The organism is Sporosarcina sp. NCCP-2222 (genome assembly GCF_023168145.1).
Taxonomy (GTDB): domain Bacteria; phylum Bacillota; class Bacilli; order Bacillales_A; family Planococcaceae; genus Sporosarcina.
Genome location: NZ_BQYK01000004.1, coordinates 157,772 through 181,899 on the forward strand (window position 1 = coordinate 157,772; position 24,128 = coordinate 181,899).

20 protein-coding genes, 1 pseudogene, 1 riboswitch and 1 other annotated feature are annotated in these 24,128 nt (G+C 47.4%); of the genes and pseudogenes, 1 reads left to right on the forward strand and 20 read right to left on the reverse strand.

Annotation, left to right across the window (positions count from 1 at the left end):
* Nucleotides 1-68: 68 nt before the first annotated feature.
* Both NCCP2222_RS10460 and NCCP2222_RS10465 read right to left on the reverse strand, forming a co-directional pair.
* Nucleotides 69-1,316 carry an erythromycin esterase family protein gene (locus NCCP2222_RS10460; protein WP_248512145.1) on the reverse strand — a complete coding sequence of 416 codons (1,248 nt, stop codon included), beginning with the start codon at nt 1,314-1,316 and terminating at the stop codon, nt 69-71.
* A 360-nt stretch (nt 1,317-1,676) separates the two neighbouring features.
* Nucleotides 1,677-2,887: pseudogene (locus tag NCCP2222_RS10465) on the reverse strand (IS3 family transposase).
* 355 nt (nt 2,888-3,242) lie between these two features.
* Nucleotides 3,243-3,452 (forward strand) — a binding site (T-box leader).
* Between the two features lie 46 nt (nt 3,453-3,498).
* On the opposite strand from NCCP2222_RS10465, the gene argS reads away from it, so the two are divergent.
* Complete coding sequence (gene argS, locus NCCP2222_RS10475; RefSeq protein ID WP_248512148.1) at nt 3,499-5,163, forward strand: arginine--tRNA ligase; 1,665 nt, start codon at nt 3,499-3,501, stop codon at nt 5,161-5,163.
* A 46-nt stretch (nt 5,164-5,209) separates the two neighbouring features.
* Here argS and NCCP2222_RS10480 read toward each other — a convergent pair whose 3' ends face one another.
* The 18 genes from NCCP2222_RS10480 to NCCP2222_RS10565 form a co-directional block, all read right to left on the reverse strand.
* The gene (locus NCCP2222_RS10480) at nt 5,210-6,025 is read right to left on the reverse strand and encodes a hypothetical protein (RefSeq protein WP_248512149.1); all 816 of its coding nucleotides are present in this window, start codon (nt 6,023-6,025) and stop codon (nt 5,210-5,212) included.
* Nucleotides 6,026-6,177: 152 nt separating this feature from the next.
* Nucleotides 6,178-6,353, reverse strand: a riboswitch (cobalamin riboswitch).
* A 20-nt stretch (nt 6,354-6,373) separates the two neighbouring features.
* On the reverse strand, nt 6,374-8,479 hold the full coding sequence (locus NCCP2222_RS10485) for a methyl-accepting chemotaxis protein (protein WP_248512151.1): 2,106 nt from the start codon (nt 8,477-8,479) through the stop codon (nt 6,374-6,376).
* A gap of 213 nt (nt 8,480-8,692) precedes the next feature.
* The gene (mdh, locus tag NCCP2222_RS10490) at nt 8,693-9,634 is read right to left on the reverse strand and encodes a malate dehydrogenase (protein ID WP_248512154.1); all 942 of its coding nucleotides are present in this window, start codon (nt 9,632-9,634) and stop codon (nt 8,693-8,695) included.
* Between the two features lie 93 nt (nt 9,635-9,727).
* A complete protein-coding gene (locus tag NCCP2222_RS10495) occupies nt 9,728-10,075 on the reverse strand; it encodes a BMC domain-containing protein (RefSeq protein WP_248512156.1) in 348 nt (115 codons plus the stop codon).
* Nucleotides 10,050-10,352, reverse strand: coding sequence for a EutN/CcmL family microcompartment protein (locus NCCP2222_RS10500; protein ID WP_184204834.1), 303 nt, complete (start codon nt 10,350-10,352; stop codon nt 10,050-10,052). The genes NCCP2222_RS10495 and NCCP2222_RS10500 overlap by 26 nt, the downstream gene beginning before the upstream one ends.
* A 15-nt stretch (nt 10,353-10,367) precedes the next feature.
* Complete coding sequence (gene pduL, locus NCCP2222_RS10505; protein ID WP_248512158.1) at nt 10,368-11,231, reverse strand: phosphate propanoyltransferase; 864 nt, start codon at nt 11,229-11,231, stop codon at nt 10,368-10,370.
* Between the two features lie 38 nt (nt 11,232-11,269).
* Entirely contained in the window at nt 11,270-11,557 is a 288-nt protein-coding gene (locus NCCP2222_RS10510) for a BMC domain-containing protein (RefSeq protein ID WP_184204830.1), read from the reverse strand.
* 202 nt (nt 11,558-11,759) lie between these two features.
* The gene (locus NCCP2222_RS10515; RefSeq protein ID WP_282570697.1) at nt 11,760-13,265 is read right to left on the reverse strand and encodes an acetaldehyde dehydrogenase (acetylating); all 1,506 of its coding nucleotides are present in this window, start codon (nt 13,263-13,265) and stop codon (nt 11,760-11,762) included.
* A 36-nt stretch (nt 13,266-13,301) separates the two neighbouring features.
* Nucleotides 13,302-13,946: an ethanolamine utilization microcompartment protein EutL gene (eutL, locus tag NCCP2222_RS10520; RefSeq protein ID WP_184204826.1), complete on the reverse strand. Its 645-nt coding sequence runs from the start codon at nt 13,944-13,946 to the stop codon at nt 13,302-13,304.
* Between the two features lie 13 nt (nt 13,947-13,959).
* Nucleotides 13,960-14,949 (reverse strand): ethanolamine ammonia-lyase subunit EutC, encoded by a 990-nt coding sequence (gene eutC / locus NCCP2222_RS10525; protein WP_248512160.1) that lies wholly within the window; start codon nt 14,947-14,949, stop codon nt 13,960-13,962.
* Nucleotides 14,950-14,963: 14 nt separating this feature from the next.
* The gene (locus NCCP2222_RS10530; RefSeq protein WP_248512161.1) at nt 14,964-16,328 is read right to left on the reverse strand and encodes an ethanolamine ammonia-lyase subunit EutB; all 1,365 of its coding nucleotides are present in this window, start codon (nt 16,326-16,328) and stop codon (nt 14,964-14,966) included.
* 14 nt (nt 16,329-16,342) lie between these two features.
* Complete coding sequence (locus NCCP2222_RS10535) at nt 16,343-17,959, reverse strand: ethanolamine ammonia-lyase reactivating factor EutA (RefSeq protein ID WP_248512162.1); 1,617 nt, start codon at nt 17,957-17,959, stop codon at nt 16,343-16,345.
* A complete protein-coding gene (locus NCCP2222_RS10540; RefSeq protein ID WP_248512166.1) occupies nt 17,919-18,431 on the reverse strand; it encodes a EutP/PduV family microcompartment system protein in 513 nt (170 codons plus the stop codon). The genes NCCP2222_RS10535 and NCCP2222_RS10540 overlap by 41 nt, the downstream gene beginning before the upstream one ends.
* A 13-nt stretch (nt 18,432-18,444) precedes the next feature.
* Entirely contained in the window at nt 18,445-18,786 is a 342-nt protein-coding gene (gene eutS / locus NCCP2222_RS10545; RefSeq protein WP_238079619.1) for an ethanolamine utilization microcompartment protein EutS, read from the reverse strand.
* Between the two features lie 30 nt (nt 18,787-18,816).
* Nucleotides 18,817-20,109 carry an ethanolamine utilization protein EutH gene (gene eutH / locus NCCP2222_RS10550; RefSeq protein ID WP_248512168.1) on the reverse strand — a complete coding sequence of 431 codons (1,293 nt, stop codon included), beginning with the start codon at nt 20,107-20,109 and terminating at the stop codon, nt 18,817-18,819.
* Nucleotides 20,110-20,268: 159 nt separating this feature from the next.
* The gene (locus NCCP2222_RS10555; RefSeq protein ID WP_248512171.1) at nt 20,269-20,838 is read right to left on the reverse strand and encodes an ANTAR domain-containing response regulator; all 570 of its coding nucleotides are present in this window, start codon (nt 20,836-20,838) and stop codon (nt 20,269-20,271) included.
* Nucleotides 20,807-22,270 (reverse strand): sensor histidine kinase, encoded by a 1,464-nt coding sequence (locus NCCP2222_RS10560; protein WP_248512173.1) that lies wholly within the window; start codon nt 22,268-22,270, stop codon nt 20,807-20,809. Before NCCP2222_RS10560 ends, NCCP2222_RS10555 begins: the two co-directional genes overlap by 32 nt.
* Before the next feature lie 158 nt (nt 22,271-22,428).
* Complete coding sequence (locus tag NCCP2222_RS10565) at nt 22,429-23,823, reverse strand: alanine/glycine:cation symporter family protein (RefSeq protein ID WP_248512175.1); 1,395 nt, start codon at nt 23,821-23,823, stop codon at nt 22,429-22,431.
* Between the last annotated feature and the right edge of the window lie 305 nt (nt 23,824-24,128).

The following is a 24,128-nucleotide window of genomic DNA, read 5'->3' on the forward strand; positions in this document are numbered from 1 at the left end:
TGACTTATTGATGCCTCCATCAAAAATGCTTCGTTCATCCAAAAAGCCGTGCAAGCAGCTGCACGGCTCTAAAAAGGATGTAATGCTGTTGATTGGTCTATAAAAATAAATCCATCATACCGGCTGCCAACACGTGAGGGGACAAAATTGCCATATGCTTCGAATTCTGGATTGTAGACAACCCCAATGGCGCGGTGGCCGATCCATTCATTGAACAACTGACGGTTATCTTCTGTGAATAAAAGTACTTTATCCTCTGCGCCAGCTGCGTGCATTTGCCCTTCCCATGTATTGAACTTAGCAGGCGGAACTGTCATCCTTTCCAGAGGAGCGCCCCAGCTATCTGCTGCAATGACCGATCCTTCGTAGGTCCCAAATCCAATGGCAAAAGTATTATTGTGCCCGTATTCCTCCCGGATGAGCTGCCCGACATTGATCATGTTGTCGTCTTTCATAGACGTTTCGGATGCGTCGCCAATATGGGTATTATGTTCCCAAATAATCAGCTTGGCATCGGGTCCATGGTATTTCTTTAATTCATTGATTGCTTCCACCATATGCAAATCACGTGTGTTCCAAGAGATGGCGTCGTCTTGCATCATTTCCCGGTAGTAGGCCTCCGCATTTTTGGCGACAAGAGCATTCATCGTGACGTTAAGATCCTCTTCATGGTGACTGGCAAAACGTTCTTCATTCCGCCGGATGGATGAAAGCAGCGTAGCAACTTCACTAATGCACTCATCGGAAAAATGAGCAGTCGACAGGGCATAATGCTCGGGCATCCGATTGTACGGTTCAAAACAAGAAAACGCCTGTTTTGCCAAAGTAAAATCCGTTCCATACTGAGGATTTTCGGATAAAAACTTGAGCAATTCATCGATTGATTCGTACAAACTATACATGTCTATCCCATAAAATCCTGCCTTTCTATTCTCAGGTAAGTCATCATTGTGCTGTTTTAGCCATTCGACAAACTCCTTCACTTCTTCATTCACCCACATCCACGTCGGCCAGCGTCCAAATGAATTTAGCAATACATCTCCGGCGGATCCGTCCTCTTCAAACCCTTTAATAAAGCGGTTTACAGCTGCAGCAGCCGGCCAATCCCCTTCCACTGCCACAATTGTGAACCCTTTTTCTTGAATGAGTCGTTTAGAAAGCTCCGCACGGATCTTGTAAAATTCGTGCGTCCCGTGGGAAGCCTCTCCGATCATCACCACTTCAGCATGCCCTGCCGCTTCCACGAGTGCATCCAGCGCCTGCTCATCCAGCGGCATCGCGAACCGCTCGATCGCCTCTCTCAACTTCTTCGCCATGACCATCTCTCCTCTCTCTCATAGCATACCCAAGCGGCATGCGGAGAAACGGTCAGGTTTTATTCGTTATGGCCATTAATCATCACCGGCTGGGGAAGGTCGATCCAGGTAAATGAGTCCCATGCGCCAACTGGAGACCGAACCGCTCGTATCTCGTCTCCAACCTCTCGTATAATCCCGGAACAGCTCCTATCCCTCTGCAACCGCTCGTATAACCCTGCAACCGCTCGTATCCTGTTCCCAACCTCTCGTATTTCCCTCCGAACTGGACTTCTGTCAAGTTCGTAGACACGTTTTCGTGAGCGGTTCACTTTCAAATGCCTACCGCGCTTCGCTTGGTGTACTTTCGTGAAAGAGCAGTTAAAGTGACAACTGCTCTTCCACGAAAGTTGCGAGTGGTTCTTGCCCATTTTTCTTCCGTGACTCTTCGTACAACCTCTCAAATTCATTTGGTGTTTGGTATGCCAATGTCGAATGGCTTCGCTGTTCATTGTAAAAGGAGATAATATACTCTAGCACCACTTTTCCCGCTTCTTTCTTCGTTTTGAAACCCCGGCGATAGATTAGTTCTTTCTTAATGGTCGCGTGAAAAGATTCAATACATGCGTTGTCATAACAGTCACCCTTGCGGCTCATGCTGATTTTGCACTGCTTCTCCGTGAGGAGGGCAATATAGTCATGGGATGCATACTGTGACCCTTGGTCGGAGTGATGGATCAATCCCTTTTCTGGCGAGCGAAACTGAAAGGCCCGTTCTAATGCCAAGAGCGGCAGCTCCTTGCTTAAGGTGGTAGCCAGATTAAAGCCAATGATTTTTCGGGAGAATAGGTCCATGACGGTCGCCAAGTACAGCCAACCCTCGCTTGTCCAAATGTAGGTGATATCCACGACCCACACTCGGTTGGGTGCTTCCGCATGAAACTCCCGGTTTAACAGATTGGGATAGATGGGATGTTCGTGATTGGATTGGGTCGTCACGGTATATTTGAACGGAACCGTCGCAGATAGTCCAAGCTCGTGCATGTAGTTCGCGACAGTCTTCTCGGATAAAACCATGCCTACTTTCTCCAGTTCTCTCTTGATTCGTGGACTGCCATACACTTCTCTTTTCGCATGGAAGATCCGTTTGATTTGGGCTTGTGCCTTCTCCTTTTTGAGTTGCGTGTCGCTTTTCTGTCTGCCAAGCCATTTGTAGTAACCGCTTTTTGACACACCGAGCACTTTGCACATCTTATTCACGCGGTATTCTTCCGAATGCTTCTCGATAAACGCATAGATTACTTCGGGTTTTTGGAGAAGATGTGCATGGCCTTTTTTAAGATTTCATTTTCCTCCTGCAGTTCCCGAATTTCTTTCTCCAACGCTCGTTGCCGTTTCATCTGCTCAGTCGGTGTGAGGTATTCCTGGCCGTTCTGTTCTGCCTGCTGCTTCTTCCGGTAGTCGCTTACCCATCTTCTCAAGGTGCTAACACCGACTCCCATTTCCCGAGAAACCTCTGTCTGTTTCTTTCCTTCTTCTACTACAAGTTTAATTAAATGCTCCTTCAACGCATCGTCAATTCGTTTACTCATTTGGGCACAACTCCGTCCGTTTTATTCGTGTCTCAATCGAAACACACTCACAAAACCGTGTCCACTTTTTATACTACCTTCACAACAGCTCGTATCCTGTTCCCAACCTCTCGTATTTTCCTCCGAACCGCTCGTATAATACCAGCACAAACTATCAATTCAAATTCTTAGTTGGTCAAAGGCATTCTGCGCGCCATTGAGCAGGCGAGGACTTGTTATTTCTCGTGCAAGTCCAAACGGTCCTTTCTCTAGGTAAACCTTCTCGTCCCCTTCCTTCTATTCACCAAGTTCCATAAAGCATCTTTAAAAAATTTTGCCCATTGACAGGCATCCCGCCGGTTTGCTACATTGATATACAATATCGTTGACGAAGAGAGTAATGCTCCTTTTCTTTCAAAGCGAGCCGGGGATGGTGGAAGCCTGGCGGAAGAAGGTTCATGAAGCGCACTTCGTAGATGCTTTTCTGAAGGAAGTAGGAAAGGCCGGTGTCTCGCCGTTAGGAGAAAGGTGGCCCGACGGATCGGGCAATTTGAGTGGTACCGCGGAACGAGCTTCCGTCTCATTGATTGAGACGGGGGCTTTTTTATTTTCTAAAAAAAGGGGTTCATTGTATGAAACAAGTTGTGATAGAGGCGTTGCAAACGGCGAGTCCTGTGCCACTCGAACCGCAAATGGTGGAGCGGCCGCTACATTCGCAAATGGGCGATTATGCGTTGCCTTGTTTTTCGATGGCGAAGACGTTGCGGAAGGCGCCGAAGCTTATTGCGGAGGAGATTGCGGCAGCGGTTTCGCATCCTGCAATCGAAAAGACGGAAGCTGTGAATGGCTATGTCAATCTGTTTCTTCAACGGGATGCCGCTGCGGAACCTGTTCTCCGCCCCATTTTGGCTAAGGGTCCCACTTACGGGTCGTCAACAATTGGCGCAGATGGTGTGGTGACGATCGATATGTCATCACCTAATATTGCGAAACCCTTCTCCATGGGCCATCTGCGCTCCACGGTCATCGGCAATTCGATCGCTTTATTGCTGGAGAAATCGGGGTACCAACCGGTCAAAATCAATTATATCGGTGACTGGGGCACCCAATTCGGCAAGCTGCTGACAGCCTATCGTAAATGGGGCAGTCAGGAAGCAGTTGAACAGGCACCGATCAAGACACTTCTTCAGCTGTACATCCGTTTCCATGAAGAAGCCGAGATAGATCCATCTTTAAATGACGAAGGAAGAGCCGCCTTTAAAGCATTGGAGGATGGCGAGCCGGATGCCCTGGCCCTTTGGAAATGGTTCAAGGAGGAGTCGCTGAACGAATTCCAGCGTATTTATGAATTACTAGGCGTCACCTTCGATTCATATAACGGCGAAGCCTACTACAACGATAAGATGGATCCGGTTGTGGAATGGCTGGATTCGGAAGGATTGCTCACAGAATCAGATGGTGCGCTTGTGGTTGACCTCGGCGAGGAGATGCCGCCGTGTTTAATTAAGAAATCGGACGGCGCTACGCTATACGCAACACGTGATTTGGCAGCTGCGCTCGATCGGAAAACGACTTATGGTTTTGAGAAATCCATTTACGTTGTCGGGAATGAACAAAGTCTTCATTTCCAACAAATTAAATTAGTGCTTAAACAATTGGGATGCGATTGGGCACAAGACATTACACATGTCCCCTTCGGTATGATCCTAAAAGATGGCAAAAAGATGTCGACCCGGAAAGGGAAGCTTGTTTTGCTGGAGGAAGTGCTGAAGGAAGCCATTGAACTCGCCAAGCGAAACATTGAAGCGAAGAATCCTTCCTTGGAAAATAAAGAAGAAGTAGCTAAAGCGGTTGGTGTCGGTGCCATCCTTTTCAGCGACTTGAAGCAGCATCGGAAACATGATATTGAATTCGACCTGGAAAAAATGCTGCAAACCGAAGGCGAAACGGGCCCCTATCTTCAATATAGCTGCGCCCGGGCTCATGCTGTATTGCGGAAAGCCGATGGGCGCGGAGATGAGGGCATCTCTTCTGTAAATGATTATGAATGGGAAATCATTACGCAGCTCCAGCAATTCCCGGAAGCCGTCCAAAGAGCAACAGTGGAACTAGACCCTTCCATCATTGCCAAGTATGCAATCGATCTAGCGCAGGCTTTCAATTCGTTCTATGGCAATGTCCATATACTATCCGATGCCACCAACCAATCGTTCCGTTTATCCCTCGTCCAAAGCGTCAGCATTGTATTGGAGGAATCGATGCGATTGCTTGGCATGCAAGCACCCCGGGAAATGTGATTATAAAAACACGACCTGCGCAGCCCACAGCACAGGTCGTGTTACTTTATATGCAAACGGTCAGACGCGCTCCGTTTTTCCATGCGTGCATCTGCAGATGATATAAATCAATCACTTTATAGGCGGCCGGCAATTCAAAAGTAATCGGAGCAATCCATGCCGCGCCATCATCCAAATAACTCAATATATTGTTGACGAGACGCACTTGAATGGCGACAATCTGGTTAATCCTATTTCTCTGCCGAATTCGTTCCACATGCAAGGTGGAACCAGCTGAAAGAATCTTTTTAGGCAATACAGGATCCACTTGGTCTTCAAAGAAGAAGTCTGGCTGCCTGCTCTTTATTTGTTGCCCAAGCAGTTCTTTCATCAGGCCAATGGCGGAGACTCCTCTCGTCTCCACCACTCCTTTTGAAAACATCTCCCACGAACCGCACTCTAATACTCTCTCTAAAAAGAGGTCAGGCAGGCTCGCCGTAAAAGGTATACCTTCTTTCAACAGCCCTGTCACATGTTGATTTGAAACACTCCACCTCTTTTTCTCATTCTCCAATGGAGTGACGGTTCCACATAATGCACTCACCAATTCCTCGGAAAGTGTAATAAACCCGTTCGACAAAGCCCAATACGTTTCCACCACTTTCCCTATCCGGTCCACCTGTTCCTGCTGCATTGCTTTCATTGCAAGAAATAGCAGGTCGTCTTCATTGGAAATTGATGCGGAATAAAACCGGGCTGTCAATTCCCTTTCTAACCTATCCATGTCCCGTTCCGTATAACGTGTTTTTTCAAGTGTCAGGTATTCCGGAAACTTCTCATTAAATTCAGCACCAATGCCATACTCCTGTTGAATCGCTCTCATCTTCCGTCTCCTTTCAATGAAAAAGAGCAACCGCCTGCCACTTCGGCAGAGCGATTGCTCATAATTGATCATTAGGAAACAAATTGGAACCCTAAAAAGCCCGATGGACCGGGATCCGTTTCGCCTCCACCTCTCAACCCCCGAAGAAAGTGTTGCTATGACGATGGATGGCAGGTCTCCTGGCTTGCGCTTCCTCCTTCCACCCGCCTTCCCATAGTTGCCTATAGTGGCTTATCGGTGGTCGTCTGCGCTTACAGTTGCGGGGACAGCTCCGGATTTCCGGATTCCCTATTAAACCGTTACGGTACCATTTCATCGTTCAATATATGCTATTCAATTTTTTCGAGACTATACTTGTAGTTTAAAGCGCTCGACCACTTCTTGCAACTCATTGGCTATATTTTTCATGCGGGTCGTTGAATCTGCCACCCGCTCCAATTCTGTTTGCTGCGCTGCCGACGACGCACTCACTTGTTCTGCTGATGCTGCCGTCTCTTCGGATACAGCCGACACACTCTGGATGGAAAGCATCGCTTGATCCTTATTCGTCAGCATCTCGTTCAGTTCCGCATTTAATTCCTGAATGACTTCACTCATCCGCTCTGTCAGCTCAGCATTTTGATGGAAGGAGGCCTCGGTACTTGAAACCGATTCGTTCTGTCCTTCCATCGCTTTTAGATTTGTTTCAATAACAGCTGCCGTTTGGTTGGATTCCTCCAGAATCTCCTGAACAGTTTGCTGAATGACTTCGGTTTCCGTGCGGGATTGCTCTGCAAGTTTGCGTACTTCTTCCGCCACGACCGCAAAGCCTTTGCCGTGCTCCCCTGCCCGTGCCGCTTCAATGCTGGCGTTCAAGGCAAGGAGATTTGTCTGTGCTGTTATATCATGAATCGACGTGATCACTTGATTGATCGCATCAATTTTGGATGACAACGCGCTCATTTGCTCCTTCACTTTCGCATTCATCTCATTCGCGGATACATTGTGTTCACGCAGATTCGCCACTTCCGACATACCTTTTTCCGTCGATTCGATTGTCCGATGTGACAGGTCGTTCATGCGTTGCGAGAGCTGGGATAGAATATTGATCTGCTCCGCCAGCTCCGCCATGACACGGCTCGTTTCTTCCGTATCTTCTGACTGCTTGGATGCACCTTGGGCAATTTCGTTTGTCGCCAATGCAACCTCCTCGCTGGAAGCTACGATTTCTTCAAATGCATGGTGTACATGTGAAGAGGAATCGCTCAATTCATTCGAGGAACGCTGAACTGCCTGAATTGCTGCGTTTGTCTGAAGCAGCATATCATTATAAGCTTTTGCCACAGCCCCAATTTCGTCATTACGAATATGTTTTTCATCCACAAAGTTCGTCATATCGCCTGTTGCAGCCGTTTCAATTGATTTCTGCAAGAAGGCAAGCGGTTTTAATTGTTTGAAGATGAACCAACCCGTTGCCGCCGTCATTAAGACGATCATGACGACCGCCGCCAGAATCGTCATGAGGAGAATGGCGTTGTAGGTCTCCAATATTTTGGATTTCGGCACTACTGTTTGCACTGTCCAAACTTCGTCGATCTTCGGAAGCGTAATGGGGGCGAACGAATTAAAAGCCAGTTCCTTCAGGCTTTTAGAATCTACGTATAGCGTTCCGGCTTCCCCTTGGTCGAGCTTTGCTTTCACTGGCGCCCAGTCAATTGCATCCTGCATATTTGTGCCGTTCATTTCCGGCTTCAAGCTGTTAGCCGTCAAATCCCCTGCATTCGTAATAATGGAAGCATAACCGCCATCCGGCTTAATGGATTGAACGAGGTCATTTAGAAAATCGATCGATATATCCGTCGTCAAGACGCCGAAAAACTGTCCGGACTCCGTCATCAGCGGAACCGAGATGGTAGTCATTAAGACCGTTTGACCACCTGCATTATACTCATACGGTTCGGTCAAAACAGCACGCTTTTCATTTTTTGGTACTAAATACCAATCCCCTTCACCCGGATTGTCATATCCACTTAACGGTTCCACGCCGATGCCATTTTCCTTCTTGTACAAGTACGGCACGAAGCGGTCTGTTGAATCTACGAGTCCGCTTTGGATATTGCCATCCAATGGGATAAAACCTTTTTCAAAAACCGCTGCCATTCCCGTGGCATCTTCGTTCTTCTTCAAATTATTCTCGATAACATGAATCACTTCGTCTGTCGTCAAATCATGATTCGCTTGCAAGGTTTCAAAAATGTGCTTGGTGGTATGCAACATTTCATTTGTCCGGTCAAAACGCTCGCTGAGAATCGTTGCATTCAATTTGGAATTCTCCACGGCAAACTCTTCAGCGTCGGTCATGCTCTGTTTATGTAAAAACGTGCTCGTTGTCACCGTGTATACAACAAACAAGATGACAAACAACCCGATGATTAGCCCGGATAATTTCCATGCAATACTCCTCTTTTTTTCCACTGGGTGCTACCTCCTATTTCATGTTCTATCTCTTATATCGTACGACCTAGAAAAATTTGAAGGATTTGTGTCAATTAACCATTAAAAAAGCATTCCGAAAATGGAATGCTTTTTTACTATTTTTCTAGACCATCCAATTTGGATCTGTCTAGGAATATTTTATTTATCTTCAATAAATTGCAACCCAGGCGGTTATGAATAAATTCAGTAAGGTTATCGATTGCAAATATCGAGCACAACCTGAACAGACTGCGCGGATTTATCAAGCGCTCGCTTCTCTTCGTCGGTTAAGGGAAGCTCAATGATGCTCTCAATTCCATTGCCGCCAAGAACAGTCGGAACTCCTAGATAAATATCCTTATAGCCATATTCCCCTTCCAAGTAGGCGATGGATGGTAAAATACGCTTTTTGTCTTTAATGATCGCTTCTGCCATTTGGACGAGAGCGGCTGCTGGCGCATAGTAAGCACTTCCGTTACCGAGAAGGGCCACAATTTCACCGCCGCCTTTTCTTGTCCGCTCGACAATGGCTTGAAGCCGGTCCCCAGGAATGATTTTATCAAGCGGAATTCCGCCTGCATTGGAATAGCGCACGAGCGGTACCATATCATCCCCGTGCCCGCCCAGAACGAATCCAGAGATATCCTCAACGGAAATGTTAAGTTCTTCCGCTACAAATGTATTGAATCGGGCTGTGTCCAGCACGCCGGACTGGCCGATCACACGGTGCTTCGGAAAACCAGTCGTCTTGTAGCAGACATATGTCATGGCATCGACCGGATTGCTTAAAATGAGGACGGTGCTCTCAGGAGCATATTGTTTAATCTGTTCTGAAACAGATCGCATGATTTTCGCGTTTGTCGTGACAAGATCATCACGGCTCATGCCGGGTTTCCGGGCAATACCAGCCGTTACAATGACCATATCGGCATCTTGGATATCGGCATAGTCCGATGTGCCGATGATCATGGAGTCAAACCGCTGGACCGGGCTCGTTTGCAATAAATCGAGCGCTTTCCCTTTTGTCGGATTGACCAGATCGGGGATGTCCACTAAAACAACGTCGCCCAATTCTTTTTGCGCTATCATGAGAGCAACAGTGGCTCCGGTATGCCCGGCTCCGATGACGGCGATTTTATGTCTGCGAAATGCCAACTCGCTCATCTCCTTTATCAATGCCTGCAAAAGAACTTGATGCGTCTGGCTTAGACGAATCAAAAGCCCCTTGCCTGCAGGTGCCATTGCGTCTTATTGCTTTTTAGTTGATTTTGGTTTAGCTGGTTCCGCTTGCTTTTCCTGCATTGGAGCCTGTGGTTCGACCGCAGGAGCAGGCTTTACCATACTGTAGACCGATTCGTCTGGACGTGGTATAACATGAGATCCCAAAAGCTCGCCGACACGCGCAGCAGCGTCCCGTCCAGCTTCCACAGCCGCCTGAACTGCACCGACATCGCCTTGCACGATAACCGTCACAATCCCGCCATCTACCATCTCTTGCTTCACAAGGGACACATTGGATGCTTTAATCATGGCATCCGCCGCTTCAATGGAACCGATCAACCCTTTTGTTTCAATCATTCCGATTGCTTGACTCATCGATTTCGCCTCTCTTCACTTCTGTAGAATCAATGATTCCTATGACTACCGCATCGATAGGAATCGGATTGTCTTTCATAATATAACGTGAGGAGCCGCCGCTCGTAATCAGGACTTCATCGCCAATCCCCGCACCGATCCGGTCTGCTGCCACCATTTGCGTCTGGATGGCATTCCCGTATGCATCAATGGGCTGGATAATTAGCAATTTCAATCCTTGCAAGCCCTCTTCCTTGCGTGTTGCCCATACGTTACCGATCACTTTTCCCATTCGCATGCGTAATCACCTTTTCTACTTTCTGAAGGAAATCGTCTTACCGAGTTCCCTCGCTGTATCTTTCGCAAGCGCTGTCACAATGGTCCCTTTTTCAAGGAGGATGTCCTGTTCCTGTATGGAACGGATATCTTCATTGGATAGCAGCTTTTTCTTAAATTCATGCGATTTGTTCGCGGGCTGAGGGGCACTTGGCGGAACCTGATTTTCTGTCCTCGCCGTTTCCTTTTCAGTTCCCGGCTTCACAAGTCGTCCGATTGTTCCTTGTGTAATAAACCCTGCATTTGCTTCGTCCGTGTCGATATGCATTTCCAGCCGATACCGTTCGGAGACGCGAATCTTCACATTTCGAAACGACACGGGACGAATGCCATCCACCTCAACAGTTACATACTCGCCATTTTGTACGCCGAACCTAGAAGCATCGCCTGGTGCCATATGAATATGCGCTTGGGCGACAATCAAGCCCTCTTCCAAGTAAATGCTGCCTTTTGGCCCGATGAGCGTGATGCCAGCGGACCCTTCGATATCGCCAGACTCCCGAAGCGGCGGCTTAACACCTAACTTCATGGCATCTGTGAAGCTCACTTCCACTTGGGAAAGGGAACGTGCAGGACCGAGAATGCGCACCCGTTCGATGCTGCCTTTCGGTCCTGCCACAACCACTGTTTCGTTAGAAGCGAATTGGCCCGGCTGTGATAAGTCGGACCGCTTCGTCAATTCATAACCCTTTCCAAACAGAGCTTCCACATGTTCAGGTTTCAGATGTACGTGGCGGGCAGAAACGGCAATCGGAACAGCGTGGGCCGGCAATGGGCTCACGTCTTTTGAAAGCTGGCCGAGGACTTCCCCGACAATCCGTTCAATCAATTGCTGATCCATTCCACTTCCACCTTTCTGCTGTTATTTTCGCTTTGGAATCAGCCTTCCATTTTAGGAAGAATCATTTCCAATTCGTTATGCGGTCTTGGGATGACGTGGACAGATAGCAATTCGCCTACACGCTGTGCTGCTGCTGCGCCTGCATCAGTTGCCGCTTTTACTGCGCCTACATCACCGCGTACGAGTACTGTTACGATTCCGCCGCCGACATGTACTTTACCGACAAGATTAACGCTAGCCGCTTTCACCATTGCGTCTGCTGCTTCGATTGAACCGATCAAACCTTTAGTTTCTACCATTCCTAATGCTGTACCTTCTCTGTTCATGTTTGTTTCCTCCTAATGGGTTTTAGTATTTTTATGCTATAAAACGTTGATTTCCGTTTCAGGCGGACGCTTTCCGCGGGCATGGCTTCAGCCTCCTCGTCGCTACGCTCCTGCGGGGTCTTCAGCTCATGCTATTCCCGCTGGAGTCGCCGCCTTCCACTCCAATCAACTAAGTGTTGAAGAAATCTCAAAGGATTTTAATTTACTTCGTCAACTGCTTCACAATCTCGCTGACTAAGTTTTTCACGACTTCCGGATCGATGTCGCTATCGGATCCGACTTTCGTCAGGACCTCTGAGACGACTTGATCGGTTGTATCTGTCGTTTTCTCTTCCTCGCGGGAAGGGAGTGTGACTTCTTTTGTGCCGTATGCCATCCGTTTAATGTTCAGCAAGTGTTTTGCTGTTACATTATCGGAAGTGATATTGCCGCCAAATGTGCCGCAGCCTAATGTGAAGGAAGGCATAAGTCCTGTCGTCCCTCCGACCGCTCCGACGGAAGACATCGTGTTGACCATGATACGGGAAACCGGCATTTCTACAGCGAATTCACGGGCGATGGAATCATTCTCTGTATGGATCGAGAGGCTGTGGCCCCGTCCGCCGATATTAAGCAACGCCAAGCAAATTTCTTTCGCATGGTTGACGTCATTTACGACATACATCGCAAAGACCGGAGACAGCTTTTCGAGTGAGAACGGCACATCCTTGCCGACTTTCGTTTCCATTCCAATGATGATACGCGTGCCTTCCGGTATGGAGATGCCGGCCAGTTTCGCAATCGTTTGCGGACTCTTGCCGACAATTTTCGGGTTCACTTTGCCTGGTAATGGAGAGATGACTTTCTCCATGATTTGCTTCTCTTCATCCGACAAAATGTAAGCACCGTTTTTCTTCAATTCCCGGTTGACGAGTTCCAGAATATTTTTATCAACAACAATCGCTTGTTCTGTCGCACAAATGGTGCCGTAATCGAACGATTTGCTGTTGACGATATCCCGGACCGCTTTATCCACTTTCGCCGAGCGCTCGATGTACACGGGAACGTTCCCCGGTCCAACGCCATAGGCCGGCTTGCCCGAGCTGTAAGCAGCTTTTACGAGCGCACCGCCACCAGTTGCCAGGATCAGATTGACGTCTGGATGTTTCATCAATTGCTGCGTCGCTTCCATGGAAGACATCGTCAAGCATTGAATCAACCCTTCCGGTGCACCCGCTTTCACTGCAGCTGCATCACACACTTTCAACGCTTCATGCGTGCAATTTACCGCATATGGATGGGGACTGACGACAATCGCATTTCTAGTTTTTAATGAAATGAGTGTTTTGAAGAACGCAGTCGACGTTGGATTGGTTGTCGGGATGATCCCCGCCACCACGCCGAACGGAGCAGCGATTTCCACGACCTTTTTCACTTTGTCCTCTCCGATGATGCCGACAGTTTTCATGTCTTTAATACTTTCGTATACATCACGGGAGCCCACTTCATTCTTGATTTTCTTATGGACCGCAACGCCCATTCCTGTTTCTTCCACCGCCATATAGGCAAGACGTTCGGATTCCTTGAAGGCGGCTTCCGCAACAGCTTTGACAATGTTGTCTACTTGTTGTTGCGTGTAGCTCATGAATTTAAGTTGCGCTTCTTTTGCTGTTTTGACAGCTGTTCGCATTTCTTGGAGGGCCAATAAATCAGCGTCTAGTGCCTGCACCAAGTCAATCACTCCTTCCTTGCTTACTATTGGCGATTAATACCCAAGCGGGTTTCTCGCCATATTTTGAATTGCTTCCCGGAACGCATCTGTTGCCGCCTGGCACGATGATTGGCTGCCGGTCAATAGACCGCCGCCAAAGTTCGTTTCCGATGGGGGAGCAAAAAACTCGCATAATGTTACATCCGCCGCCTTCAAGGCCGCATCCAACCCGACAATCGCTTCGAGCGGCGGTGCAATGAGGTAAGCTAACGACTGTCCAACCGGAATACCCGCCATTTCTGCTAAAAAGGTCCCGGTGCTTGAAACGGTATGCGCATAAAGTGCATGATCAGGATTTCCGTTGATTGCTTCAAAATAGGCATCATTTTCAATCGTGATCCGTATCGAATCCAAACCGCTCTTTACTTCTTCCGGCGACTGGCCAGCGATGACTCCGAGAAACTCACCCGATAACGGGCCTGATGCATGTGCAGCACCTGCATAGAAGCTTTTCGCATACACCACTTCTACATCGGTCTTCTTTGTCGCCTCGTCAATCGCGGTATAGCCGACATCGTCAATGGTCGTTGTGACAAGGCCGATGCTTCGCTGATACGGCTTCAAATTGAATTTCTTCGCCAGCTCTTCATTCACATTCGGGATGACTTGCATAGACAATATGTCTGCATAGATTTTCATCGTCTGCCGCCTCCTAGCCTTCTTTATTCACAAGGGATACACCGCTCGCCTCATATTTCAGCACTTTTTGGATGACTGTACCTAAGTAAGCTCCAGCTTCCACCGGCGGAATGCCTCCCTTATGGATATTGGAAATAACCATCCGATCCGCTTCAATCGTGCCGATGCGCGGTTGGTAGCAAAGATAGGCGCTCAATGATTCGGCAGACACGAGGCCAGGACGTTCGCCAATTAACATGACGACAACATCCGGCTGCAGCATTTCGCCGATTTCGTCCATCAGGGCGACACGGCCTTTATCCACATAGAAAGTCGTACCCATGTCAATGTTTAAGTTGCGGAGAGACTGTTCGAGAGATAAGTAGACATCCTCCAAGTTCTCCTCGATCGCTTTTGCACTCAAGCCATTGGATGCAACGATCTGAACCGTCGGCCCCTTCTTGCATTTCTCCATGACTGTCTGTTTCGATTCATCCGACAGCCTGCGCCCTAAATCGGGACGTCGGATATACTCTTCCTTATCCGCCACTTTGGAATGGACTTGGAACAGTTCGAGGCGTTCCAATAATTCGTCCGGCACTTCACCGTATACGGCATCGACAGCTGCCGCATGGTCCAATCGGAATTGGAGCCATGTTTTTGTTTTCGGGCGTGAACCCGCTCTTCCGACACCTACACGGGCCGGCGTTTTCTTGCGAAGCTCAGCCAACTCCGTTTCCTTGGCATCCGATTGTTTGTTTCCGTCTTGTTTGTGACATGTTCCAGTAGAAGCAACTTTGGAAGGCACGGCGGGCTGTTTGTGTTCCGTTGTACGGTGGAAGGTTACAGCTCCGGCTGGTCCAGCATCTGGATGTTCTGTTGCAAGCGCTTGGCCAACCGGTGCGTCTGCAAACAAGTTGACCGGCATCGCTTCATCCGACTTCCGGTTCTCTGCCTTCCCCTTCGTTTCCTGAAGCTTTTCCACAACCATTTTGGTTATTTGTTCAATCAGCTGTTCATTCATTCCAAATCCACCTCCTATCGGTTAAACAATGTAGCATCGCCAGCACGTGCGCTCAGCTTGCCATTTTCGTAAATGCCCATCTTCTCGAGCCATTTCAAATACTCAGGTGCCGGCGTTTTGCCGAGTGTTTGAAGAAGTGTCGCTACATCATGGTAGCTCATCGATTGGTAATTCAGCATGACATCGTCACCCATTGGCGCCGCGATAATGAAGTTCACACCTGCAGCCGATAAGAGCACGCTCAAATCTTCAATATCGTTTTGGTCTGCCTTAATATGGTTCGTGTAGCAAATATCAACGCCCATCGGGATGCCGTGCATTTTACCCATGAAATGGTCTTCCAACCCTGCCCGGATTACCTGTTTGCTGTTATATAAATACTCCGGTCCGATGAATCCGACAACCGTGTTGACGATGTACGGATCATAATGTCTTGCGAAACCATAGTTTCTGGATTCCAGCGTCAACTGGTCAATGCCGTAATGAGCTTCCGCTGACAGTTCCGAACCTTGGCCCGTCTCAAAGTACATGACTTGCGGTCCAGTACCTGTTCCTTGTTTCAAAGCAAGATCTCTTGCTTCAGCAATCAATTCCGCCGAAATACCGAAAGAGCGATGCGCTTTTTCCGTTCCAGCGATACTTTGGAAGATCATATCAGCAGGAGCACCTTGCTGGATTGCTTTCATCTGCGTCGTCACGTGAGCAAGAACACAGTTTTGCGTAGGAATTTCCCAATCGTTGATGAAATCCTTTGTCGCATGTAATATGCGTTTCACGCTTTCGACGGAGTCATCGACCGGGTTAATCCCAATGACTGCATCTCCGATACCGTATGACAGCCCTTCTTTTAACGAAGCGATGATGCCATCGATATTGTCTGTCGGATGGTTCGGCTGTAAGCGGGAGGAAAGCGTTCCCTTTTGACCGATTGTGATGTTACAAGTGGACAGGATTTCAATTTTATTCGCCGCATGGACAAGATCCAAGTTGGACATGAGCTTCGTCACTGCTGCAATGACTTCAGAAGTTAAACCCCGGCTGAGCCGTTTTAATTCCCGGTCGCCTACATCATTGCTCAGAATGTACTCGCGCAGCTCTGCAATGCTCCAGTTTTTAATTTCGTTGTATACTCTTTCATTGATATCGCCTTCAATGATGCGGGATACCTCATCTGTTTCAATTGGGATGAGTGGGTTATTCCGGATATCGCTTACTAGCAAATCGCTGACAACCGCTTTTGCCGCGATCCGTTCTTGAACCGTTTCCGCTGCGATGCCGGCCAGCCGGTCCCCCGACTTTTCCTCATTTGCTTTAGCCAATACTTCTTTCAAATCGGCGAATACATACCGTTCGCCGCCTAATACCGTTGATAAATTCAATTGCAGCGCCTCCTTTACGATGTGTGGAATGTTAACGTTTTCACGACAACCGGTACAACACCCGAATCGAGCGCCTTGCCGATATCAATGTAATCGCCGGTCTCCACGTTGATTTGATCCACACAAATGACACTCTGTTGTACATTCATGGCGACCAGCGTCTGGCCGATCACCTTGGCATGATCCGATTGGATGATCAAAATGATCGGTTGCGATGGGTCAGGCCGTTTTTCCATCAAGCGGATAATCGCCTGGGACAACGATTGGATGTCCCGGAACCCCATGTAGGGAAGATTTGAAATATATAAAGCGAAGTTTTGCCCTTCCCGGGTCGAATCGTATAACGCAATCGCCTCGGTAATGGCTGAGTCGAATAGATCCAGCCCTTGTTGCAAATCAAACATGAAATCATGCTGGTAAATCGGGATGTTTTTCAAAGGAAGTTCATGCGGCGCCACCTGAATTGTTGCTCCACTGATCTCCGTCGTCTGTGTGCCTGCCCCTAATACGGTTGCTCTTACGGTTTCTACGGGCTCCATCCATTCGAACGTTTGCAAACGTCCATTTTGCCTCAATGCTGCTGCCAGCTGGTTGCCGATATCATCGTATGCTGCAACCTGCACCTGTCCGAGCTCATGCTGGTACATACACTCGGATACGCCGCCGGAGAAAACGACCGCTTCTACGTCATCCAGCCAAGAAGGCGCATGACCGAGCAGCAGGACTTGATCTTCCGAGGTGACATTCTTGCTTAGTATCCGGCCAAGTGAGCCGGCCATGAAATCTGTCACTTGCTGGACAGCAGAGCTGTCGGCTCGATCTCCGATCTGCAGTCGCCAGCCTTGTTCGGCCAGCAGCCGCTCGATCGGCGGTGAAATGGAACGGACGATGCCATTCTCGAACTCGATGAGACGCCCGCCGATATGCATCGTACAAGTGCCTAACAGCTTCTTATCCTTGTAAACGGCCATATTGGCCGTTCCCCCGCCGATATCAATGTTCGCGATTACTTTCCCGCTCTTCGCCGAATAGTCATACGCTCCCGAGCCTTTCGCCGCAATGATGCCTTCCAAATCCGGCCCTGCTGTCGCAACGAGGAAATCACCGGCTTCATGCGACAGATGATGGAGCATTTCACTCGCATTGCGCTTTGTCGCCGTTTCTCCCGTGATTATGACGGCACCGGTCTCTATTTGAGATGGCGTCACGCCTGCCTCAGCATATTGCGAGCGGATGATCCGTTCGACTCCCTGGGTGTCAATCGTCGATGCATCCAGGAGTGGCGTCCGAAAGACTGGACTTTTATATAAAATCTCTTTATCTACGATTTCGATTCGCGGTACATGAGTTGTACCTGCGACATTCATTAAGGAAAACCGGCTGATGATCAATTTCGTTGTGCTCGTGCCAATGTCAATGCCAGCACTGATGATCGTTTCATGCCTTTTATTGAACTGGTTCACGCCCGCACCCCATTTCGGAAAATGAAATAAAAAAACGCCTCTACAGACCCGGGGGATTTCTCCCCGGGTTGTAAAGGCGTCATTGCCGATTTCATGAACTTGTATTATCTCCAATATATCAAACTTGTTAGGCAGTGTAAAGAGTGCCGATGAACCTGACATGGTCATCCTCTGTCTTCTGGACATACTCTTTCATCGAGCGCATGTCAGTACACTTCACTAGCTCTTTCAAATGCGCTATGCCGTCTCCTGTAACGGATGACGTGATGATAACAGGGCCTTCTGAGATGATATCTTTCATCATACGAAATGCTCTTTCCACATCCGCTTCCGGATGATCACATTTCGTAATGACTCCGACCCCAATCTTCGGAACTCCCATGCTAAACCCCGGCGGAAAGATCGTCTTGCCGTTCGTCGCATCTTGGAGATAAAACACATGAGACACTTCTAAAGCCGTTGCCATAATATTTTTGTAGAACAACGGATTTTCCGTGTATTCACCAGGCGTATCGACGATCCAATCATAATAAATGAGCGTCTGTGTTTTCACAGCTGGAACCTGCTTGCCTAGCAGCGCATTCGTCAGCGTCGATTTGCCGGCACCAATAGCACCGATCAACATCGCTTTGTTTTGCATGTCCGTTCACTCCTTACGATTTCGTAATGGACGCCGGTGTATAACCAAGTTTCTCGGACAGGAATCGATTAATTTCCATCATCGCCATCTCAACTTCCGAGACACTTCCTACGATGACCAGACTTCCTGTAAACCGATCCAAGAATCCTAGCTTCACATTGGCTGCCTTCGTTGCCAAATCGCCTGCGATAATGACCGTTTCACTCGGTGTGCACGTCATAATTCCCAGCGCTCCGGCTTCTTGAATGCCAAGTTTTTGAAACATATCCGGATCAGGATTAGCGATTAGATGGCTAAGCGTAAGCTGTTTCCCTGGGACAAATTCCTGTATGAATCGTTTCTTTTCTTCGCTCAATCTAAGCACTTCCCTCTCAGTTTATTGTATTTACGCGTTTGTCAGTACAGTTTCTTCCTCTTTCTTATCAGCCGGCTGTTCAACCTCGCCGTCCTCCAAGTATTCCCCTGGACGGATGATACCTTCGGCACGGTCTTTTTCCTCAAGCTTTAATGCGGTCGGAACAGACAGTTTGTAGGCGATGGCAATTGCACAAACACCTGCTGTTAATTTACCTAATATAACTGGTAAGATGATTGTCGGCTGGAAGTTGGCCGTAAATGATAAATGGTCTCCAAGCAAGAAAGCCGCACAAACCGCGAATGCGATATTGATGACTTTATCTTTTGGTCTCATGAAACGGACAAGTGAGAACATCGCCAAGATATTCGCCATTGTCGCCAAAATACCAGCACTTCCCGTCGAGGACAAGCCAAGCTTGCGTCCACCCGCTTCAAGCGGTTTCGCTGCATATTTACGCAGCAAATAAACCATTGGGAAAGCACCAGCTAGCATGATACCGATATAGCCGGCGGTTTCCAATGCACGGAACTGATCTTTTTCGTCTGCCATGATCGGGTCGAAGCCCCAAGCGCCAAAAACAGTTGAGAAAACGCCTGTGAAAATTTCGACAATTGAAAAGACAAGGACGAGTTTAATCGCAGCGTCCATCACACGGCCAAACACCATGAAACCGGAAATCATAGCACGTGGGAAGAATTTCAATCCAAGTGCGATTGCCACTACAAAGACAAGCAACGGTAATAGGTTAATAAAGATCTGTAAGTAACTAATGACAAATTCATAATTGGATGTTGCTGTCGTGCTGATGACATCACGCACGTCCGTATTGAAAAGCACAATAAGTACTGATGCAATGAATGCACCGATTGGAATCGTCAAAACCCCTGACATAACGCCAAGCGCCATATACTTGTGGTCTCGTTTATCCAGCATGGCAAGTCCCATCGGAATGGAGAATACAATAGTCGCACCGGACATGAATCCTACGACAAGCGCCATGATCCAACCTTCGTAAGATGTTTTCAGTGCATCGGCAAGCTGATACCCGCCCATATCCGATGCAAGAATCGTTGTTGCTGCAATCGCCGGGTCTGCTCCAATAGCATCAAACACAGGTCCGATAAATTTACTAATAAACCAAGTCAAATATGGAATGGATGCCATGATACCAGCAGCCGGTACGAAAATATGACCTACCGCGTGTAAACCGGACATGAATTCCTTTCCTAATCCATCCTCTGGATTTTTGATCGCCGCGAATGCACCAAGCACCGCACAGATCATAATAATCCAGACGATTACTGTACCGATCATTTCCACTATAAATTCCCCCTTTTATCAAATTACATGAATGTCACTGCCAAATAAAGAGATAGATTGCCTAAATTCCAAACCACCACCTTAACCAATTTATGGTATATAACAAAACAAAAAGACGCCTAAAGAAAGGTCTTCTTTAAGCGCCATTGCTTCAATTATTCACTTGTATAACTCAAGGATTTCTATAGCAATCGACTCCATTGTCTGTTGCCTGGACATGCTGGCATCCCGCATTTTCTTGAATGCTTGAGGTTCAGAGAGATTCTCTTTTTCCATCAATAAACCTTTTGCCCGTTCTATTGTTTTACGCTTTTCCACTTCACGCTTAACGTCTTGAATGCTCGCTTTCAGCCGCTTCGCTTTCTCGGATTGGTGAAGCGCCACTTCAATCGCCGGTATCAGATTCGCCTCTGAAATCGGTTTCACCAAATACCCGACAATGTTGTCCTGCTGGGCCTTCTCGACAAATTCTTTCTGGCTGTATGCGGTTATAAGCAGTATCGGAAGATCCAATTGAGTCCCTATAATCCGGCTCGCCTTCAGCCCGTCGATTTTCGGCATCTTAATATCCATTAAGACAAGGTCCGGCTTATGGAGAAACGCCAGCTCAACCGCCCGATCGCCATCACCCGCCTCACCGACCACTTCATACCCATGGTCCTCTAATGTTAACTTGAGATCCATTCGGATGATCGACTCATCTTCGGCTATTAATATCCTCTTTTTCATAGAAAATCTCCACCTCCGGACTCACTGGAAATGTCACGACGGCATGCGTACCTTCCTCTTGCGGAACGTACAGAAATTCCCCATTCAAATCATTGGTCACAAGGTTATGGACAATTTCCGTTCCTAGCGACGGTTTCGGCTCCTTCATTCCAACTCCGTTGTCGGAAATATGGAGCTCGAGAAAGTCTCGATCCGAAGTGAACCATATCCGGATTTCCCCTTCACCCTCCTTGTCAAATGCATGCTTCAACGAGTTTTGCACAAGCTCGTTGACGATGATTGCAAGTGAAACCGCTTTCCTGGAGGATGTAATTATTTTATTGCCATTCGGCTGAATAATCAAGTCCACTTTCGAGCGCACATCATTCAGTACCATGGCGGAACAGATTTTTCTCGTTAATTCGATAATATTTACATCGTCATCATCGGCATGTTCTTTAGCTAAAATTATTTCATAGACAGATGAAATGCTATAAATTCTATTCAGCGTATCCTCAAATGATGCTTGGCTGTCCTCTGGCAATCCTCGCATTTGAAGCCGCAGCAGACTGGCGATTGTCTGCAAATTATTTTTCACCCGATGATGGATTTCCTGGATGACAACCGATTTCATCATGAGTTCCTTCTCTTTCATCCTCAGCTCGGTCAAGTCCTGGATGATGAGCAGCGTCTCCCCTCTGTCCTTTTTCTTCAGCTTTATTTTCTTCACGACCAAACTCTTCCGATCGATTGTCAAATCAAATACGAAGACATCTTCCTTATTGTCATAAACCGGTGTCAAAAATGGGAGCAGCTCTGTAATTTTGGAATTGCCCACTTCCTCTGCTCGGCTCATTTCTGATATGAAATTCAACGCGACGGGATTTGTGTAAATGAGTTGATCTTTGTCGTCAGTCAGGATAAGCATCTCCATCAACAAATCAGAAACGACAGGCGGACCGCCAACAGCCGAAGCGAGAAATTCCCCATTGCGTGCCGGAACGATGGACAAATCCGCTTCACCGTTTCCATCATCGTACATCGTTTTTGAATGGACTTCTTTTTCCTGAATCAGTACTCCGATGACTTGATGGCAATTATTTTTGATAGGGACGACCGTCTGATCGACCGATTTCCCCTCTTGTGTGATAGCTTGGCGGATAATCGACTTTTTTCCATTTTTATAGCTATAAAAAACGCCGGGCTCAAAAGATTCGAAAACAATTTTTCCGACGACAGAGTTTTCATAAATTTTATTCGCATTGCGTGGAAAAGCTTCTGCCACGACAATTGCATGATCATTATCCTTGATCTTGCAGTCGATAAACATATAGGAGTCCGACATATCAGCATATAATTGCAACGTCGACGCGACTTCCTCTAACCTACCAATATCCTCATAAGTCAAATCAGTGTAGAGGATGCATAGTTGCTCCAACGTAGAAGTGACCATACTTCTCACATCCCTCTAAAAATAATTGTCGGATTATTTTTTATGCAATTATAGTCCTTCTTATATGACCGGTCAATACTTACATTTTTTATATGACTTAGTATAAGAATAGAAAAAGTGATAGGAGCCTGTAAAGCTCCTATCACTCTTTTAAAATATCATTTAGTTTCATCCCAACATTCAGCACCCTTTAAATCTGGGATAGTGCTTCGCTTAAAAACCGGATCCTTTCCTAGTTTCCGCTGTCTCGTAAAATCCTCCAACACTTTAAAGGCTACCTTGCCAAGCAATAAAATGACAAGCAAGTTCAAGATTGCCATTAAGCCCATGAACAGATCGGCCATGCTCCAGACGATATCGACTTTTGCCAAAGCGCCGAACATGACAAAACCAAGAACAGCAATTCGATACAGGATCATCCACGATTTATGCGCTTTAATGAATTCAATATTAGTTTCACCATAATAATAATTTCCGACAATCGAGCTGAATGCGAAGAACATGATTGCGACGGCTACAAAGTACGGAGCCCACGAACCGACATGAACCGCCATCGACGATTGCGTCAAAATAATGCCGCTCTCTTCACCTGTATCATACAATCCCGCCAATATAATAATGAAGGCCGTTGCCGAACAGATAATAATTGTGTCGAAGAATACACCTAAACTTTGAACGAGGCCCTGTTTAGCCGGATGCGAGACGTTCGCAGTTGCAGCCGCATTTGGAACGCTCCCCATGCCTGCTTCATTGGAGAATAAACCACGGCGGATCCCCTGCATCATCGCAGCGCCGATGCCCGCGCCGGCCATTTCTTTAATTCCAAATGCATGCTCAAAAATAAGGGCGATCATACCCGGGATTTCAGTAATATTCATGATCAAAACAAATAATGCAATGAGCAAGTAGAACGTTGCCATAATTGGCACGATGGCTTGCGTCACTTTCACAATCCGATGAACTCCTCCAAATATAATAATTGCAGTTAATACAACTAAAACGAGGCCAACCGACCAATGCGGCAAACTGAACACATCATGGAACGACTGGCTGATTGTATTGGATTGAACTGCGTTAAAGATGAAACCAAAACAGAGTGTCAAAAGAATTGCGAACACAATACCAAGGTTCCGCAATCCCAGCGCCTTCTCCATATAATAGGCCGGGCCGCCACGAAAAGTACTGCCATCCCGGACTTTGTACACTTGAGCGAGCGTACTCTCTACAAACGCAGTCGCCATGCCAATTAATGCAATAATCCACATCCAAAACACAGCCCCGGGCCCACCGATTCCGATTGCGAGCGCGACACCCGTCACATTTCCCGTTCCAACGCGTGAAGCCGCACTAATCGTAAACGCCTGAAACGCCGAAACTCCATGGTCGCTCCCCTTCTTCTCGAATATCAAACGAAACATCTCGCCAAACAAACGTACTTGGACAAATCTTGTCTGCACCGTAAAGTACAAACCAACTAAAAGCAATAGGCCGATTAATATGTATGTCCAAATGAAATCATTAGCTGGTCCGACCAGCCACTCCAACGCCTTCATGTCATACACTCCTTCTCTATGCGACAAATATATACTCTACTGTCCATACCCTCAATCTAGCCATCTAAATACAGGACAAAAGAAAAAACCGCCCGAACATGGAATCGGACGGTTCCTTAAAAGAAGGAAACTTACTGCCCCCGCCTTTAACGCGCGAGGCAACTATATATCTTCGGCTCGAAAAAACTACCGACTTGAAGTAGTGTATCATCGTCATTAGGGGATTTCAATGTGTTTATTATGACAATAATAAGGATTTCCGAAGTGGAACTATTCCATTAGATTTAATTCATCCAAAGTAGGGC